This window comes from Ancylobacter sp. Lp-2 (assembly GCF_020523795.1).
GTDB lineage: Bacteria > Pseudomonadota > Alphaproteobacteria > Rhizobiales > Xanthobacteraceae > Ancylobacter.
Genome location: NZ_JAJALI010000004.1, coordinates 129,948 through 145,268 on the forward strand (window position 1 = coordinate 129,948; position 15,321 = coordinate 145,268).

Annotated in this window: 15 protein-coding genes; 9 read left to right on the forward strand and 6 right to left on the reverse strand. The window is 68.5% G+C overall.

What is annotated here, in order from left to right; all coding sequences use genetic code 11:
* Positions 1-64 precede the first annotated feature (64 nt).
* Positions 65-1,306, forward strand: a complete 1,242-nt coding sequence (locus LGR54_RS12005) for an alpha/beta hydrolase (protein ID WP_370638190.1) — start codon at positions 65-67, stop codon at positions 1,304-1,306.
* Between the two features lie 66 nt (positions 1,307-1,372).
* Here LGR54_RS12005 and LGR54_RS12010 read toward each other — a convergent pair whose 3' ends face one another.
* The 4 genes from LGR54_RS12010 to LGR54_RS12025 form a co-directional block, all read right to left on the reverse strand.
* The gene (locus LGR54_RS12010) at positions 1,373-1,696 is read right to left on the reverse strand and encodes a hypothetical protein (RefSeq protein WP_230362203.1); all 324 of its coding nucleotides are present in this window, start codon (positions 1,694-1,696) and stop codon (positions 1,373-1,375) included.
* 141 nt (positions 1,697-1,837) lie between these two features.
* Positions 1,838-3,043 (reverse strand): sodium/glutamate symporter, encoded by a 1,206-nt coding sequence (gltS, locus tag LGR54_RS12015; RefSeq protein ID WP_230362204.1) that lies wholly within the window; start codon positions 3,041-3,043, stop codon positions 1,838-1,840.
* A 33-nt stretch (positions 3,044-3,076) separates the two neighbouring features.
* Entirely contained in the window at positions 3,077-4,531 is a 1,455-nt protein-coding gene (locus tag LGR54_RS12020; protein ID WP_230362205.1) for a GntP family permease, read from the reverse strand.
* A gap of 3 nt (positions 4,532-4,534) precedes the next feature.
* The gene (locus LGR54_RS12025) at positions 4,535-5,593 is read right to left on the reverse strand and encodes a patatin-like phospholipase family protein (protein ID WP_230362206.1); all 1,059 of its coding nucleotides are present in this window, start codon (positions 5,591-5,593) and stop codon (positions 4,535-4,537) included.
* 182 nt (positions 5,594-5,775) lie between these two features.
* Between LGR54_RS12025 and LGR54_RS12030 the strand changes: the two genes are divergently transcribed.
* Together LGR54_RS12030 and LGR54_RS12035 are read left to right on the forward strand one after the other, a co-directional pair.
* Positions 5,776-6,900 carry a mechanosensitive ion channel family protein gene (locus LGR54_RS12030; protein WP_230362207.1) on the forward strand — a complete coding sequence of 375 codons (1,125 nt, stop codon included), beginning with the start codon at positions 5,776-5,778 and terminating at the stop codon, positions 6,898-6,900.
* 76 nt (positions 6,901-6,976) lie between these two features.
* Positions 6,977-7,936, forward strand: a complete 960-nt coding sequence (locus tag LGR54_RS12035; protein WP_230362208.1) for a threonine dehydratase — start codon at positions 6,977-6,979, stop codon at positions 7,934-7,936.
* 3 nt (positions 7,937-7,939) lie between these two features.
* Here the strand turns inward: LGR54_RS12035 and LGR54_RS12040 are convergent, their stop codons facing one another.
* Both LGR54_RS12040 and LGR54_RS12045 read right to left on the reverse strand, forming a co-directional pair.
* Positions 7,940-8,827 carry a DMT family transporter gene (locus LGR54_RS12040; protein WP_230362209.1) on the reverse strand — a complete coding sequence of 296 codons (888 nt, stop codon included), beginning with the start codon at positions 8,825-8,827 and terminating at the stop codon, positions 7,940-7,942.
* A 100-nt stretch (positions 8,828-8,927) separates the two neighbouring features.
* Positions 8,928-9,155 carry a DNA-binding transcriptional regulator gene (locus LGR54_RS12045; RefSeq protein ID WP_230362210.1) on the reverse strand — a complete coding sequence of 76 codons (228 nt, stop codon included), beginning with the start codon at positions 9,153-9,155 and terminating at the stop codon, positions 8,928-8,930.
* Positions 9,156-9,251: 96 nt separating this feature from the next.
* Here LGR54_RS12045 and LGR54_RS12050 point away from each other — a divergent pair, with 96 nt between their 5' ends.
* From LGR54_RS12050 to mnhG, 6 genes are read left to right on the forward strand one after another with little or no spacing between them, the layout of a single operon-like run.
* Positions 9,252-12,158, forward strand: coding sequence for a monovalent cation/H+ antiporter subunit A (locus LGR54_RS12050; protein WP_230362211.1), 2,907 nt, complete (start codon positions 9,252-9,254; stop codon positions 12,156-12,158).
* Positions 12,159-12,497: a Na+/H+ antiporter subunit C gene (locus LGR54_RS12055; RefSeq protein ID WP_230362212.1), complete on the forward strand. Its 339-nt coding sequence runs from the start codon at positions 12,159-12,161 to the stop codon at positions 12,495-12,497. It begins immediately after the preceding gene.
* Positions 12,497-14,155, forward strand: coding sequence for a monovalent cation/H+ antiporter subunit D (locus tag LGR54_RS12060; protein WP_230362213.1), 1,659 nt, complete (start codon positions 12,497-12,499; stop codon positions 14,153-14,155). Before LGR54_RS12055 ends, LGR54_RS12060 begins: the two co-directional genes overlap by 1 nt.
* Positions 14,152-14,661, forward strand: a complete 510-nt coding sequence (locus tag LGR54_RS12065) for a Na+/H+ antiporter subunit E (protein ID WP_230362214.1) — start codon at positions 14,152-14,154, stop codon at positions 14,659-14,661. Before LGR54_RS12060 ends, LGR54_RS12065 begins: the two co-directional genes overlap by 4 nt.
* Positions 14,658-14,951, forward strand: a complete 294-nt coding sequence (locus tag LGR54_RS12070; RefSeq protein WP_230362215.1) for a K+/H+ antiporter subunit F — start codon at positions 14,658-14,660, stop codon at positions 14,949-14,951. The genes LGR54_RS12065 and LGR54_RS12070 overlap by 4 nt, the downstream gene beginning before the upstream one ends.
* Positions 14,948-15,319 (forward strand): monovalent cation/H(+) antiporter subunit G, encoded by a 372-nt coding sequence (mnhG, locus tag LGR54_RS12075; RefSeq protein WP_230362216.1) that lies wholly within the window; start codon positions 14,948-14,950, stop codon positions 15,317-15,319. The genes LGR54_RS12070 and mnhG overlap by 4 nt, the downstream gene beginning before the upstream one ends.
* Positions 15,320-15,321: the final 2 nt, after the last annotated feature.

Sequence of the window (15,321 nt, forward strand, 5' to 3'; positions counted from 1 at the left end):
GGCGGATCGTCCCGCCGGCGAACGGGGCAGCGTTACGAGTATGCAGGTCGGACGAGCCAGAACCATGCGGCAGGCGGCGGGGATGACCGCCAAGCTGCTTGCCGTCGCCGTCGCCGGTCTGCTGCTCGCCGGCTGCGCCAGCCGGCCGGTCGGCGTGCTCGCCCCGGTCGTGGAGACCGCGCCGGACGCCACCAAGGTCGACATGCTGGTCGCCACCACCCGCGCACCTTCCGACAATCCGGCCATTCTGTTCACCGGCGAGCGCGGCCGCCAGGTAGCGCTGACCTCCTTCGTGGTGTCGATCCCGCCGGACCAGAACCGCCAGGTCGGCGAAGTGCAATGGCCGCGCCGGCTGCCGCCCAACCCGCAAACCGACTTCGCCACCCTCGAGGCGAAGCCGCTGGAAGGGGTCAAGGCGTCGCGCAGCTGGCTGCATCAGCATTTGTCGCCCAGCCGGCGGGTGCTGATCTTCGTGCACGGCTTCAACAACCGCTTCGAGGACGCGATCTACCGCTTCGCGCAGATCTCCCACGATTCCAAGGCTGACGCGACGCCCGTGCTGTTCACCTGGCCCTCGCGCGCCCGGGTGTTCGACTATCTGTTCGACCGCGAGAGCACCATCTTCTCGCGCGACGCCTTCGAGGAGACGGTTTGGGAGATCGCCAACGACCCGGAGGTGAAGGACGTCACCATCATGGCGCATTCCATGGGAGCCTGGCTCGCCATGGAGGGCCTGCGGCAGATGTCGATCCGCCGTGGCAAGCTGCCGCCGAAGATCACCGACGTGATCCTCGCTTCACCGGATGTCGATGTCGACGTGTTCGCCTCGCAATGGCGCGCGCTGCACCACCCGACGGCGCGGTTCACCGTCTTCACCTCGCAGGACGACCGCGCGCTGCAGGTGTCGCGGCGCATCGCCGGCAGCGTCGACCGGCTCGGCCAGATCAATCCGAGCGACTATTACGCCGAGCTGGAAAAGGCCGGCATCACCGTGGTGGACCTCACGGCGATGCGCTCCGGCGACGTGCTCAACCACGGCCGGTTCGCCGAGTCGCCGGAAGTGGTGCGGCTGATCGGCACCCGCCTCGTCGCCGGCCAGACGGTGACGGATTCGAAGGTGAGCCTCGGCGACCGCATCGGTGCCGCCGCCATGGGCGTCGGCCAGACGGTGGGTAGCGCCGCCAGCGTCGCCATCAGCGCGCCGATCGCCATCTTCGATCCGGAAACCCGCCGCACCTATGAGGCGCAGGTCGACCAGTTCGGCCAGGTGATCAAGAACACCGGCGGCAATCCGGCCCGGCAATAGGCCGTGCGGAGCAGCCGGGCACCCACAAGCGCCCGGCCAGAGACAAGTCTCAATAGAGCGGACGGCTCACCAGCTGCGCACCCAGCGGCCTGGCTCGTAGACCCAGGTGCCGCGACGCAGCACCCAGCGCGGGCCGACATAGGTGAAGCCGCGCCGGTTCGGCTCCCAATAGCCCGACTGCCACACCCAGCCCGGGCCGCGACGCCAGTTCCAGTGCCCCGGCACCCAGGTATAGCCGCGACGCGGAGGCGGCCGCCGCTCGCGGCGCGGCGGGGGCGGCGGCGCCATCGGGCGGGCCTGCGCCTCGGCCTCGCTCGCGGTGCCCAGCGCCAGCGGCGCCAGCGCAGCGGCCGAGAACAGGCCGGCGAGAAGCGAACGTCGATTGATCATCATGTCATCCCTGCATCGAGGCCCCCAGCCCGCCATGGCGGATCGGGAACGAAAGCCCATCGCCCGCCACTGGCGGGTTATGGAGCGAAAGCCTGTCGCCCGCGCGCGGCGGGCGATACGGCGAAGATACGCGGCCCGGTGTCAGCGGGCCATGAAGCCGATGACGACAGCATTGATGATATCGATGAAGAAGGCGGAAACGAGCGGCAGCACGATGAAGGCACGCGTCGCCGGCCCGTGCGCCTTGGTCACCGCCGTCATGTTGGCGATGGCGGTCGGGGTGGCACCGAGGCTGATGCCGGTGAAGCCGGAGGAGATCACCGCCGCCTCGTAATTCTTCCCCATGGCCGGGAAGACGACGAAGATGATGTAGGCGACCGCCGCCAGCGTCTGCACCGCGAGCACGATGACGAGGCTGAAGCCGAGCCCGTCCAGCGTCCATAGCTGCATGCTCATCAGCGACATCGCCAGGAAGATGTTCAGCGACAGGTCGGAGATCAGCGCCAGCGCGCGGGTGCGCGTCGGCCAGGCGACATGCGGCACGACGCGGGGCACGATGTTGGTGAGCAGGATGCCGACCAGCAGGCAGACGACGAACAGCGGCAGCTTGAGCGCCACCTCCTCCATCAGTTCATCGACGGCGAAGCCGATGAGGATGGCAACGTTCATCACCAGGATGGTGCGCAGCAGGCTGACATGGGTCACCTCGTCGCGCGGGGTCCCCGCGTCCTTCTGCGGCACGCCGATCAGCAGTTCCTCCGTCGGCGGGCCGTGCAGCTTGTAGCGGCCGATCAGATACTTGGCGATCGGGCCGCCGGCGAGGCTCGCCACCACCAACCCGAGCGTCGCCACCGCGATGCCGATTTCCATCGCATTGGCGAGGCCGAAGCGCTGGGCGATCAGCGGCGCCCAGGCGATGGTGGTGCCGTGGCCGCCAATCAGCGAGGCCGAGCCGAGGAACACCGAGATTCCATCGGGTAGGCCGAGCACGGCGGCGCTGCCGACGGCGATCAGGTTCTGGAGGACGAGATAGGACACGGTGAGCGCCAGCAGGATCAGCAGCGGCCGCCCGCCGGAGATCAGATCGTCGAGCCGCGCATTGAGGCCGATGCCGGTGAAGAAATACAGCAGCAGCATGTCGCGCGCCGCCAGCGAGAACACGATCTCGGTGTCGAAGAAGCTGTGGGCGATCAGCGTCACCAGCGCCGCGAGCAGCCCGCCGGTCACCGCTTCGGGAATGTTGAAGCGGCGCAGCGGCTCGAACGCCTTGTTGATGCCGGAGCCGGCGAAGAACACCAGGATGGAGATGGTGAAGGTGAGCAGGCCGGAAATCTGGATCGTCGACATCAGTCCTCACACGCTGACGGCACTCTCGCCGGATCAGAACGACCCGACGGCCGAGCCCAGCACGATCACCGCGACCAGCGCCACGACGGCGCCGACGATGCCGACCATCACGATATCGAGATAGCTCTCGCGATGAGTCGTTCCGCAGACCGCCAGCAACGTTACCACCGCACCATTATGCGGCAAACTGTCCAACGTGCCCGAGCCGATCACCGCCACGCGGTGCATCAGCGCCGGGTCCAGCCCGGTCTGGCCGGCGATCTGCATGAAGGTCGGACCGAGCGCGTCGAGCGCGATGGTGAGGCCGCCGGAGGCCGAGCCGGTCAGCGCGGCGAGGATGTTGGTCGCCACCGCCAGCGACACCAGCGGGCCTCCCTCGATGCCGAGCACCCATTCGCGTACCAGTTCGAAGGCCGGCAGCGCCGCGACCACGGCGCCGAAGCCGACTAGGCTGGCCACGCTGAATACCGGCAGCACCGAGGCGTTGGCACCGGCATCGATGGTCGCCCGCAGCCCCGGCAGCCGCCGCCAGTTGATGGCGAGCGCGGTGAGGATGGCGGCGGTCAGCGCCACCGCCACCGACCACACGCCGCCGACCGCCGCCAGCGAGGTCTCGCCCCAGCGCGGCTCGGCGAGATAGGCGGTGTCGAGATTGGGCAGCACCGCCATCGACATGATCAGGTTGACCACGACGACCACGATCAGCGGCAGCGCCGCCAGCGCGATCGGCGGATTGGCATAGGCATGCACGCCATTATGGATCTCGGCGGGATCGAACTCCCGCGCGGTGGTAGCGCGCTCGCGCACCAGCGGGTCCTCGGCGGCGGCATCGACCGGAGCCGGCTCGTCGGTGCCGAAGCCTTCGCCGGCCAGGCGCGCCTTGGCCTCGGCCCGCCGCAGCCACCACAGGCCGAAGCCGAGCATGATCACCGACGCGAGAATGCCGAGCCCCGGTGCCGCGAAGGGCGTGGTGCCGAAGAACGGCATGGGAATCGCGTTCTGGATCGAGGGGGTGCCGGGCAGCGCCGACATGGTGAAGGTGGAGGTGCCGAGCGCGATGGCCGCCGGCATCAGCCGGCGCGGCACCCCGGCGGCGCGGAACAGCGCGAGGCCCATCGGCGCCAGCACGAAGAAGGCGACGAACAGGCTGACGCCGCCATAGGTGACGAAGGCGCCGGCCAGCACCACGGCGAGCACCGCCCGTTCGGCGCCCAGCTTCTCGGTCATGAAATTGGCGATGGCGGTGACGGAACCGCTGTCGTCCATGATCTTGCCGAACAGCGCGCCGAGCAGGAACAGCGGGAAGAACTGCGCCACGAAGCGCGCCGCGCTGCCCATGAAGGTCTGCGTCCAGTGGGCGAGCAGCGGCTCGCCGGCGAAGGCGGCGGCGACCAGCGCGGCGATCGGCGCCAGCAGCAGCACCGACCAGCCGCGGAAGGCCAGCGCGATCAGCAGGCCGAGGCCGACGAGAATTCCGAGCAGCCCCATCGCTCACACCCCTTCGATCAGCTGGTCGATGTCGAGCGTGGAACGCTTGCCGATGTCATCGCCATGGGTGTCGAGGAAGGTCTGGGCCGCCTGGCGCCCCTCCTCCCGCAACAGATCGAGGAATTCCCGCTCGGCATTGAGCTTGGAAGAATAGCCGAGCGTCGCCATCACCGGATTGGGCACCATGTGGATGCGCATCTTCGCCCATTGCGCGCCCTCGGAATTGCCGGGATCGGCGACCTTGCGCATCAGCGCCATCATGCGCAGCTCCTTCAGCAGCACGGCGTTGAACGACACCTCGTTCAGCCGGCTGAGGATGTCGCGGGCATTGTCCGGCGTGCCCTCGCGCTCGACCGGGTTGATCGGCACCAGGATGGTGTCGTCGGAATCGAGCTCGCGCACCAGCGGCGTCATGGTCGGGTTGCCGGAATAGCCGCCGTCCCAATAGGCCTCGCCGTCGATCTCCACCGCCTGGAACATGGTCGGCAGGCAGGCGGAGGCCAGCAGCACTTCCGGGGTGATCTCGCCGTTGCGGAACACCCGGCCGCGCCCGGTGCGCACGTTGGTGGCGGTGATGAACAGCTTGATCGGCGAGGTCTTCAGCAGCTCGAAGTCGATCAGCTGTTCGAGAATGCCGCGCAGCGGGTTGCTGCCGCCGGGATTGAGGTCGTAGGGCGAGACCAGCCGCGACATCAGGTCCATGGCGATGAACACCGGCGAGCTGTCCAGCGTCCAGCGGCCGAGCAGGCGGTCGAGCGGACCACGCTGGAACGGGCTGAACCGCGCCGCCTTGGAGACCTCACCCCAGAAATGCGCCAGCGCCTCGCGGGCCCCCTCGGCCCCGCCTTTGGCATAGCCATAGGCCAGCACGGCGGCGTTCATCGCGCCGGCGGAGGTGCCGGAAATGCCGTCGATGGTAAGCCAGCGCTCCTCGAGCAGCCGGTCGAGCACCCCCCAGGTGAAGGCGCCGTGCGAACCGCCGCCCTGCAGGGCGAGATCGACGAGCAGCGGCGCGCGCTCTGTGGTGCCGGTAGCTTCCCCGGTCGGTTCCGCCTCGGTCATGTCCCGTCTCCCCGACGTGCCGGAGCCCTGAGCGGCCTCCATCGCGACCGACCATATTCTACCGTCGACGACCGCAACATGATCCGTCGCAAATTTCCACCGCATCGCAGCAAAAATATCGCACCGCAGGGGAACACCCTCCGGCGAGCGGACGTTAGCCCCCACTAACGCGGAGGGGATGCATGCTGACGATACGGCGTCTGGCGAACGAGATCGAGAGCACGCTCTATTGGGCTCCCGACTGGCTGATCAGCCTGCTCTTCTTCGCCATCGCCCTGTGCGTCGGCGTCATCGTCCACCGCATCGCCTTCCGGCTGATCACCCGGCTGGTGCGCGACATGGACCTGTTCTGGCGCTCGCTGGTGTCGCGCACGGAAGGGCCGACCCGCCTCGCCGCCATCGTGATCTTCCTCGGCATCGCCGCCCCGGTGGCGCCGCTCAGCCTGCCGCAGACCTTCTATGTCCGCCACATACTGGTGCTGTGCTTCATCGTGCTCGTCGCCTGGCTGGCGCATACGGCCCTGCACATCTGGGTGACGGTCTATCTGCGGCGCTTCAAGCTCGATGCCGAGGACAACCTGCTGGCCCGCAAGCACGTCACCCAGACCCGCATCCTGCGCCGGGTGGCGGCGACCGTGATCTTCACCATCGCGCTCTCCGCCGCGCTGATGACCTTCGAGAGCGTGCAGCAATATGGCGTCTCGCTGCTGGCCTCCGCCGGCGCCGCCGGCCTGGTGATCGGCCTCGCCCTGCAACCCGTGCTGAAGAACCTCATCGCCGGCATCCAGCTCGCCGTCACCCAGCCGATCCGCATCGACGACGCGCTGCTGGTCGAAGGCGAATGGGGAAATGTGGAAGAAATCACCTCGACTTACGTGGTGATCCGCATCTGGGACTGGCGCCGCCTCATCCTGCCGCTCAGCTATTTCATCGAGCAGCCGTTCCAGAACTGGACGCGCGAAGGCTCGGCGCTGATCGGCACGGTGATGATCTATCTCGACTACGGCGTACCGGTCGATGCGGTGCGCGCGAAGGTCGAGGAGATCGTCCGCGCCTCGCCGCTCTGGGACCGCAAGGTGGTGAACGTCCAGGTCACCGACTTCAAGGAGAGCGTGATGGAAGTGCGCATCCTGGTCAGCGCCAGCACCTCCGGCCGCACCTTCGACATACGCTGCGAGGTGCGCGAGAAGCTGATCGCCTTCCTGCGGGAAAGCTACCCGGCCGCGCTCCCGCGCCTGCGCGCCGAGATCGCCGGGCCGCCGCCTCTCGCCGGGGATCGCGCGGCTCTCGCCCCTTTGGCCTCTTGACCGCAGCAGCCGACGAAAACGGATTTCCCTTCTCCCGCTCGCCGTCTATGCCCTCCGGCAGAGACAGGAGATCGGAATGTTCAGCCTCGATGAACTGGAAGCCGCCGCCGCACAGCTCCATGCGGTGTTCGCGCCGACGCCGGCCTATGCCTGGCCGCTGCTCGCGGCGCGCACCGGCGCGCAACTATGGGTGAAGCACGAGAACCTCACGCCCACCGGCGCCTTCAAGGTGCGCGGCGGCCTCATCCATGTCGAGCGGCTGGCACGGGAAAGCCTCGCGCCGCACGGCCTCATCTCGGCGACGCGCGGCAATCACGGCCAGTCGCTCGCCTTCGCCGGGCGCCGCTACGGCGTGCCGGTCACCATCGTGGTGCCGGAGGGCAATAGCATCGAGAAGAACGCCGCCATGCGCGCCCTCGGGGCGAGGCTGATCGAGCACGGCGCCGATTTCGACGCGGCGCGCGTCGAGGCGATGCGGCTGGCGCGGCAGGACGGGCTTTATTTCGCGCCGTCCTTCCACGCCGACCTCGTGCGCGGGGTCGCGACCTGGGCGCTGGAACTGTTCCGCCATGCCGGGCCGCTCGATACGCTCTACGTGCCGATCGGCCTCGGCTCCTCGATCTGCGGGGCAATCCTGGTGCGCGACCTGCTCGGCCTCGATACCGAGATCGTCGGCGTGCAAAGCGCCGGCGCGCCGGCCTATGCGCTCTCGCTCGCCGCCGGGCGTCCAGTGGAGACGGAACGCGCGGACACCTTCGCCGACGGCCTCGCCGTGCGCATTCCCGATCCCGCCGCGCTCGCCATCATCGCAAAGGGCGCCGCCCGCATCGTCACCGTGAGCGACGACGAGATCGCCGCCGCCATCCGCGCCTACTGGACCGACACGCATCAGCTGGCGGAAGGCGCCGGCGCCGCCCCGCTGGCCGCGCTGCTCAAGGAGCGCGACGCCATGGCCGGCCGGCGTGTGGGGATGCCGCTCAGCGGCGGCAACATCGACCTCGCGCTGTTCCGCGACCGCGTGCTCGCCGGCACCTGACGCTCAGGAGAGCGCCAGCGTCGGCCGGCCGCGACCGAACAGGCCGAGCACCAGCGCGCAGCCGCACACTACCGTCGCCGCGCCGATCATCTGCGGCACGGAGAGCGGCTCGCCCAGCAGGCCGGCGCCGATCGCCACCGCGACCAGCGTGACGGCGAACTCGACGCTGACCGCCCGGGTGGCGCCGATGCGCCCGACCAGCCAGAAATACAGCAGGTAAGTCAGCCCGCTCATCAGCGCGCCGGCGATGAACAGCAGGAGGTAGTCGAGCGGCAGCGGCGAACCGGGGACCGGCACCAGCGCCAGCAGCGGCAGCAGCATGGCGCCGCCGGTGAGGAAGGAGCCGATGGTCACCTCCCAGGCGCCGACATGCCGAAGCTGGTGGCCGACATAGTTCGATCCCAGCGCCGCGAAAAAGGCGGAGGCCAGCGAGCAGAGGCAGCCGATGACGAACGAGGCCGTCGGCGGCACGGCCGGAAAGCCGACCAGCAGCATCACCCCGGCAAAGCCGAGCACCAGCCCCGCCTTGCGCGGCGCGCTCAACCGCTCGACACCGGCGACCTGCGCGATCAGCATGGAGAACAGCGGAATGGTCGCGACCAGGATCGCCGACATCGCGGTGCCGATCGTCGGCATGGCGTAGTTCAGGCCCGCGAGTTGCAGGGCGACGGTCGTCGCGCCCACCACCGCCAGCCGCAGCCAGCCGACCGAGAAATCCAGGCGCCGGCCGGTCAGGGCGGCAATGATCAGCAGCGTGCCGGCCGCGACGAAGGCGCGGAACGTCACCGCCCCTACCCAGCCGAAGGCCTGCACCACCCTCAGCACGACCACGAAGGACAGCCCCCAGATCACCGCGAGGGCGATGTAGGCGGTGAGATCCTTCGACTTCATGGAGAGGCTCGCTGATCGCAGGCGCGGGACAGGCGCCGGTTCGCCTTCAGGCCGGCGCTAAGGCGCTAGGGCCTCGCCCGCCGGCTGTCAACTCTCCCGATCAGCGCATCCGCACGCCGTGACCGTACTCGCCGGGCGGCAACAGCACCACCCCGGCTTCCTGCAGGGTACGGATCAGCAATGTCTCGGTACCGCGGTGCAACATATGGCGGTGCCGCTCGAAATCGCGCACGGTGGAACGCGACACCCCGGCGCGGGTGGCGAGACACTCCTGCGTCCAGTCGAGCAGGCCGCGTGCGGCGCGACATTGTTCAGGCGATAAATCCATCGTTTCCGCCTTGCCTAGGACCGCGCAAATCAACCATAATGGACGAAATCGCGCAAGATCGAGGGTTTCCCGGCCGGGCGAGGAGGCGGCTCAACCATGTCCAACGGCCAGCTTCTCCTCCTCGCGCTGCTGCTGCCATTCGCGGGGAGTGCGCTCGCCGCCTTCCTTCCCACCCATGCCCGCAATGCCGCGGGTTTCATGGCCGGCGCCATCGCCGTCGCCGGCTGCGCCCTCATCGTCCTGATGTACGGATCGGTGGCGCACGGCGAGCCGGTGCGGCTGGTCCTCGAATGGCTGCCGATGCTCGGCATCAATGTCAGCCTCCGGCTGGACGGCCTCGCCTGGCTGTTCGCGCTGCTCATCTTCGGCATCGGCGCGCTGGTGGTGCTCTACGCCCGCTACTACATGTCGGCCGAGGACCCGGTTCCGCGCTTCTTTTCCTTCCTGCTCGCCTTCATGGGCGCGATGCTCGGCGTGGTCCTGTCGGGCAACCTCGTGCAGATCGTGTTCTTCTGGGAGCTGACCAGCCTCTTCTCCTTCCTGCTGATCGGCTACTGGCACCACACCGCCGCAGCGCGTGACGGCGCGCGCATGGCGCTCACCGTCACCGGCGCCGGCGGGCTCTGCCTGCTGGTCGGCGTGCTGCTGCTCGGCCGCATCGTCGGCAGCTACGAGCTGGACGAGGTGCTGAATGCCGGCGGCCTCATCCGCTCCAGCCCGCTCTATGTGCCGGTGGTGGTGCTGGTGCTGCTCGGCGCCTTCACCAAGAGCGCCCAGTTCCCCTTCCATTTCTGGCTGCCGCACGCCATGGCGGCGCCGACCCCGGTCTCCGCCTATCTGCATTCGGCGACCATGGTGAAGGCCGGCATCTTCCTGATGACCCGCCTCTGGCCGGTACTCGCCGGCACCGACACCTGGTTCTATCTCGTCGTGCCCGCCGGCCTCGTCACCCTGCTGCTCGGCGCCTATGCGGCGATCTTCCAGCAGGACCTCAAGGGCCTGCTCGCCTATTCCACCATCAGCCATCTCGGGCTGATCACCCTGCTGCTCGGCCTCGGCAGCCCGCTCTCGGCGGTGGCGGCGATCTTCCACACCGTGAACCACGCCATCTTCAAGGCGTCGTTGTTCATGGCCGCCGGCATCATCGACCACGAGACCGGCACCCGCGACCTGCGCAAGCTGTCCGGCCTGTTCCGCTACATGCCGTTCACCGCGACGCTCGCCATGGTCGCGGCGGCGGCGATGGCCGGCACACCGCTGCTCAACGGCTTCCTGTCGAAGGAAATGTTCTTCGCCGAGGCGGTGGAGAACCATACCGGCTCGCTGCTCGACGACAGCCTGCCCTATTGGGCGACGCTGGCCGGTATCTTCAGCGTCACCTATTCGCTGCGCTTCATCACCGGCGTGTTCTTCGGCCCACCGCCGACCGACCTGCCGCGCATGCCGCACGAGCCGCCGCACTGGATGCGCTTTCCCATCGAGTTCCTGGTGCTGATCTGCCTGCTGATCGGCATCGTGCCGAGCTACACGGTCGGGCCGCTGCTGGCCAATGCCGCGCGGGCCGTGATCGGCCCGGACCTGCCCTATTACAGCCTCGCCATCTGGCACGGCGTCACCTGGGCACTGGTCATGAGCATTATCGCCATGATCGGCGGTGCCGTGCTGTTCCTGGCGCTGCGGCCCTATCTCGACAGCGGCGTCGAGGGTCCGCCACTGGTGCGCGAATTGAAGGGCCAGCGCATCTTCGAACGCATGCTGGTCGTGATCTCCTGGCAGCTTGCCCGGACGCTGGAGCGCGCGCTCGGCAGCCGGCGGCTGCAACCACAACTGCGTATCGTCGTGGTGGTGGCGCTCGCCGCTGCCGTTTCGCCGTTCTGGCTGCGCGGCATGGTCGCGGAAGGCCCGCTGCCGCTCACCGCCTTCGACGCGGCCTTCGCGCTGCTCTGGGCCGTCGGCGCCGGTTGCGCCATCGCTGCCGCCTGGCAGGCCAAGTTCCACCGCTTCGCGGCCCTAGTGCTGCTCGGCGGCGCCGGGCTGGTGAGCTCCATCACCTTCGCCTGGCTGTCGGCGCCGGACCTCGCACTCACCCAGTTGCTGGTCGAGATCGTCACCACGGTGCTGCTGCTGCTCGGCCTGCGCTGGCTGCCCAAGCGCATCGAGGAGCCCTACCCCACCAGCCCCCCGCCCTCGGTGCTGCTGCGCCGCTACGCCGATCTCGCCATCGCCATCGGGGTCGGCATCGGCATCGCCATTATCTCCTATGCGATGATGACGCGCCCGCTCGGCGAAAGCGTCTCGCGCTATTTCGTCGAGCGCGCCTATGTCGGCGGCGGCGGCACCAATGTCGTCAACGTCATACTGGTCGATTTCCGCGGCTTCGACACGCTGGGCGAGGTGGTGGTGCTCTGCCTGGTCGGCCTCACCGTCTACGCGTTGCTGCGCCGCTTCCGTCCGGCGCAGGAGAGCATCGAGGCGCCCGAACAGCAGCGCCTGCAAGACGAGTTCGACGAGGCCGCTCCCGACCGCTCACCCGGCGACACGGTGGCGGACTATCTGCGGATCCCGCGCCTCGTCATGCAGTGGCTGTTCCCGGTGATCGCCACCTTCGCGGTCTATCTTTTCATGCGCGGCCACGATCTGCCGGGAGGCGGATTTGCCGCCGGCGTTACCCTCTCCATCGCCTTCATCGTGCAATACATGGCCGCCGGTACCCGCTGGGTGGAAGATCACCTGCGTGTGCTGCCGCTGCGCTGGATGGGCTTCGGCCTGCTCATCGCGAGCGCCACCGGCGCCGGCTCCTGGTGGTTCGGCTATCCCTTCCTCACCACCCATGCGCGCTATCTCGACTGGCCGATCGTCGGCAAGTTCCCAGTGGCGAGCGCCTTGATGTTCGATCTCGGCATCTTCGCGGTGGTGGTCGGCGCCACGGTGCTCATGCTGGTAGCCCTGGCCCACCAGTCGCTGCGGCGTACGCGGCCCCGGCGGACGGCGGAGGGAGACTAGATGGAAATCATACTCGCCATCGGCATCGGCGTGTTCGCCGGCTCGGGCGTGTGGCTGCTTCTGCGCCCGCGCACCTACCAGGTCATCATCGGCCTGTCGCTGGTCTCCTACGCGGTGAACCTGTTCATCTTCAGCATGGGCCGCATCAAGGTCGGCGCCCCGCCGATCCTGCCCGGCCCGGGCGTCGGCGATCCCGCCACCATGGCCGATCCCACCCCGCAGGCTCTGGTGCTCACTGCCATCGTCATCGGCTTCGCCATGACCGCGCTGTTCCTGGTGCTGTTGCTGGCGGCGCGCGGCCTCACCGGCACCGACCACGTCAACGGGCGGGAGGATTGATGATCCATTCCCTCGCCGACCATCTGGTGATCGCGCCGATCCTGCTGCCGCTGGCGGTGGGCGCGGCGATGCTGCTGTTCGACGAGCGGCGGCGCCGGCTCAAGATGACGCTGAGCCTCGCCACCGCGACCGCGCTGCTGGTCATCGCGGTGACGCTGCTGATCCGCGCCGCGACCATCGACACCGATGGCGACGCCACCATTACGGTCTACCCGCTCGGCAATTGGCCGGCCCCGTTCGGCATTGTGCTGGTGGCGGACCGGCTCTCGGCGCTCATGCTGGTGCTGACGGCGGTGCTCGGCCTGTGTTGCCTGCTCTACGCCCTCGCCCGCTGGCACAAGGCCGGGCCACGCTTCCACACGCTGTTCCTGCTGCTGCTCGCCGGGCTCAACGGCGCCTTCCTGACCGGCGACCTGTTCAACCTGTTCGTGTTCTTCGAAGTGCTGCTCGCCGCCTCCTACGGGCTGGTGCTGCACGGCTCGGGCACCGCTCGGGTCAAGGCCGGGCTGCACTATATCCCGGTGAACCTCGTCGCTTCCTCGCTGTTCCTCATCGGGGTGGCGATCATCTACGGCGTCACCGGCACGCTGAACATGGCCGACCTCGCCCGGCTGGTCCCCTCGCTGAACATCGACGAGCGGGCGCTGTTCGAGACCGGTGCGGCCATCCTCGGCGTCGCCTTTCTCATCAAGGCGGGCATGTGGCCGCTGTGCTTCTGGCTGCCCACCACCTACGCCGCCGCCTGCGCGCCGATCGCGGCGATGTTCGCCATCATGACCAAGGTGGGCGTCTATGTGATCCTGCGGCTGTTCCTGCTCTGCTTCGGCGGCGAGGCGGGCAACTCTGCCGGCTTCGGTGCCGACTGGCTGTATTTCGGCGGCATGGCGACCATCGCCTTCGGCGGCATCGGCGTGCTGGCCTCGCAATCGATGCTGCGCCTGGCCGGCTACAGCGTGCTGGTGTCGTCCGGCACCATCCTCGCCGCGATCGGCACCACCAACAGCGCCGTCATCTCCGGCGCGCTGTTCTACCTCATCACCTCGACCCTCTCGATCTCCGCCTTCTTCCTGCTGATCGAACTGATCGAGCGCGGCCGCGACGCCGGCGCCGACGTGCTAGCCGTGACCATGGAGGCCTATGGCGACGGCGAGAGCGACGAGGAGGAGGACGACGAGGACGGCGAGGTCGGCGTGGCGATCCCGGCCACCATCGCGCTGCTGGGCGGCGCCTTCGTCGCCTGCACCGCGCTGCTCGCCGGCCTGCCGCCCCTGTCCGGCTTCGTCGGCAAGGTCGCGATGCTCTCCGCGCTGATCAACGAGGCCGGGTCGATCTCGGTCTCCCACTGGCTTTTGATCACGCTGCTGATGCTCACCGGCTTTGCGACGCTGATCGCCATGACCCGGACCGGCATCCGCACGCTGTGGATGCCGGGCGAAGGCGCCATCCCGCGCGTGCGGGCGGTGGAAGCGGCGCCGGTCGGCGCGCTGCTGGCGGTCTGCGTGCTGCTCACCGTGTTCGGCGGTCCGGCGATGCGCTACATGGATGCCACCGCGCAGATGCTGTACTGGCCGCAGGAATACGCGCGCGATATCCTTGGCATCGCGCCCGCCGGTACAGTGCCGCTGCGGCCCACTATCGGCACGGGAGGCAAGCCATGAACCGCCCGTCCGGCCTGCTGCGCCGGGTTGTTCCGTTCCCGCTGCTGTTCCTGGCGCTGCTCGCCATGTGGCTGCTGCTGCAGCAGTCGCTGGCGCCCGGCCATATCGTGCTCGGTTCCTTCGTCGCCCTCGGCGCCACCTGGGTGATGACGGCGCTGGATCCCCAACCGGTGCGGCTCCGGCGACCGGTGGCGATGCTCCGCCTCGCGCTGCGGGTCCTGGTCGACGTGTTCCGCTCCAATCTCGCGGTCGGCACCATCATCCTGCGCGGCAACCGGCGCAGCGACCATGCCGGCTTCATGACCGTGCAGCTCGACCTGCGCAACGAATATGGCCTTGCCGTGCTGGCGATCATCCTCACCTGCACGCCGGGCACGCTGTGGGTCAATCACGACCCGACGCGCGGCACGCTGCTGCTGCATGTGCTCGATCTCGTCGACGAGCAGAGCTGGATCGACCTCATCAAGCATCGTTACGAGCGCCTCCTGATGGAGATCTTCGAATGACCCCGCCGCTCGAGGTGCTCATTCTCGGCTGGTCTCTCACGCTGGCGCAGGTTCTCATCGGCATCGCCATGGCCTGCGCCGCAGGCCGCATCCTGATCGGCCCGCGTGCGCAGGACCGCATCCTCGGGCTCGACACCTTCTATGTGAACGCGATGCTGCTGCTGCTCACCATCGGCATCCGTTCCGGCACCACGCTCTATTTCGAGGCGGCGCTGGCGATCGGGCTGCTCGGCTTCTCCGGCACGGTGGCGCTCGCCAAATTCCTCATGCGCGGCGAGGTGATCGAATGAGCAGTGCTCCACTGCTGCCGCTCTGGGCCGCGATCCTCGTCGGCGCCCTCGTGGTTCTCGGTGCCGCGATCGCGCTGATCGGCTCCATCGGCCTGCTGCGCCTGAACAGCTTCTATGCCCGCGTCCACGCTCCCACCCTGGGCGCGACCCTTGGCGTCGGCGGCATATTGATCGGCTCGATGGTGTGCTTCAGCGTGCTGCAGAGCCGGCCGCTGATCCACGAGGTGCTGATTGCCCTCTTCGTCACCATCACCACCCCGGTGACGCTGATGCTGCTGGCCCGCGCGGCCCTTCATCGTGACCGCGTCGAAGGCAGCTCCGACGTGCCGCAAAGCGACCTTGCCTCGCTGGAGCGCCGCGACGGCTGAGG

What these genes read in the sequence shown, in the direction of transcription:
- gltS (WP_230362204.1), bottom strand. Translation starts at nt 3,043, where the DNA reads ATGTCGACGATCCAGATTTCCGGCCTGCTCACCTTCACCATCTCCATC.
- LGR54_RS12010 (WP_230362203.1), bottom strand. Translation starts at nt 1,696, where the DNA reads ATGATCAATCGACGTTCGCTTCTCGCCGGCCTGTTCTCGGCCGCTGCG.
- LGR54_RS12060 (WP_230362213.1), top strand. Translation starts at nt 12,497, where the DNA reads ATGATCCATTCCCTCGCCGACCATCTGGTGATCGCGCCGATCCTGCTG.
- LGR54_RS12035 (WP_230362208.1), top strand. Translation starts at nt 6,977, where the DNA reads ATGTTCAGCCTCGATGAACTGGAAGCCGCCGCCGCACAGCTCCATGCG.
- LGR54_RS12025 (WP_230362206.1), bottom strand. Translation starts at nt 5,593, where the DNA reads ATGACCGAGGCGGAACCGACCGGGGAAGCTACCGGCACCACAGAGCGC.
- LGR54_RS12005 (WP_370638190.1), top strand. Translation starts at nt 65, where the DNA reads ATGCGGCAGGCGGCGGGGATGACCGCCAAGCTGCTTGCCGTCGCCGTC.
- LGR54_RS12020 (WP_230362205.1), bottom strand. Translation starts at nt 4,531, where the DNA reads ATGGGGCTGCTCGGAATTCTCGTCGGCCTCGGCCTGCTGATCGCGCTG.
- mnhG (WP_230362216.1), top strand. Translation starts at nt 14,948, where the DNA reads ATGAGCAGTGCTCCACTGCTGCCGCTCTGGGCCGCGATCCTCGTCGGC.
- LGR54_RS12065 (WP_230362214.1), top strand. Translation starts at nt 14,152, where the DNA reads ATGAACCGCCCGTCCGGCCTGCTGCGCCGGGTTGTTCCGTTCCCGCTG.
- LGR54_RS12050 (WP_230362211.1), top strand. Translation starts at nt 9,252, where the DNA reads ATGTCCAACGGCCAGCTTCTCCTCCTCGCGCTGCTGCTGCCATTCGCG.
- LGR54_RS12055 (WP_230362212.1), top strand. Translation starts at nt 12,159, where the DNA reads ATGGAAATCATACTCGCCATCGGCATCGGCGTGTTCGCCGGCTCGGGC.
- LGR54_RS12045 (WP_230362210.1), bottom strand. Translation starts at nt 9,155, where the DNA reads ATGGATTTATCGCCTGAACAATGTCGCGCCGCACGCGGCCTGCTCGAC.
- LGR54_RS12040 (WP_230362209.1), bottom strand. Translation starts at nt 8,827, where the DNA reads ATGAAGTCGAAGGATCTCACCGCCTACATCGCCCTCGCGGTGATCTGG.
- LGR54_RS12070 (WP_230362215.1), top strand. Translation starts at nt 14,658, where the DNA reads ATGACCCCGCCGCTCGAGGTGCTCATTCTCGGCTGGTCTCTCACGCTG.
- LGR54_RS12030 (WP_230362207.1), top strand. Translation starts at nt 5,776, where the DNA reads ATGCTGACGATACGGCGTCTGGCGAACGAGATCGAGAGCACGCTCTAT.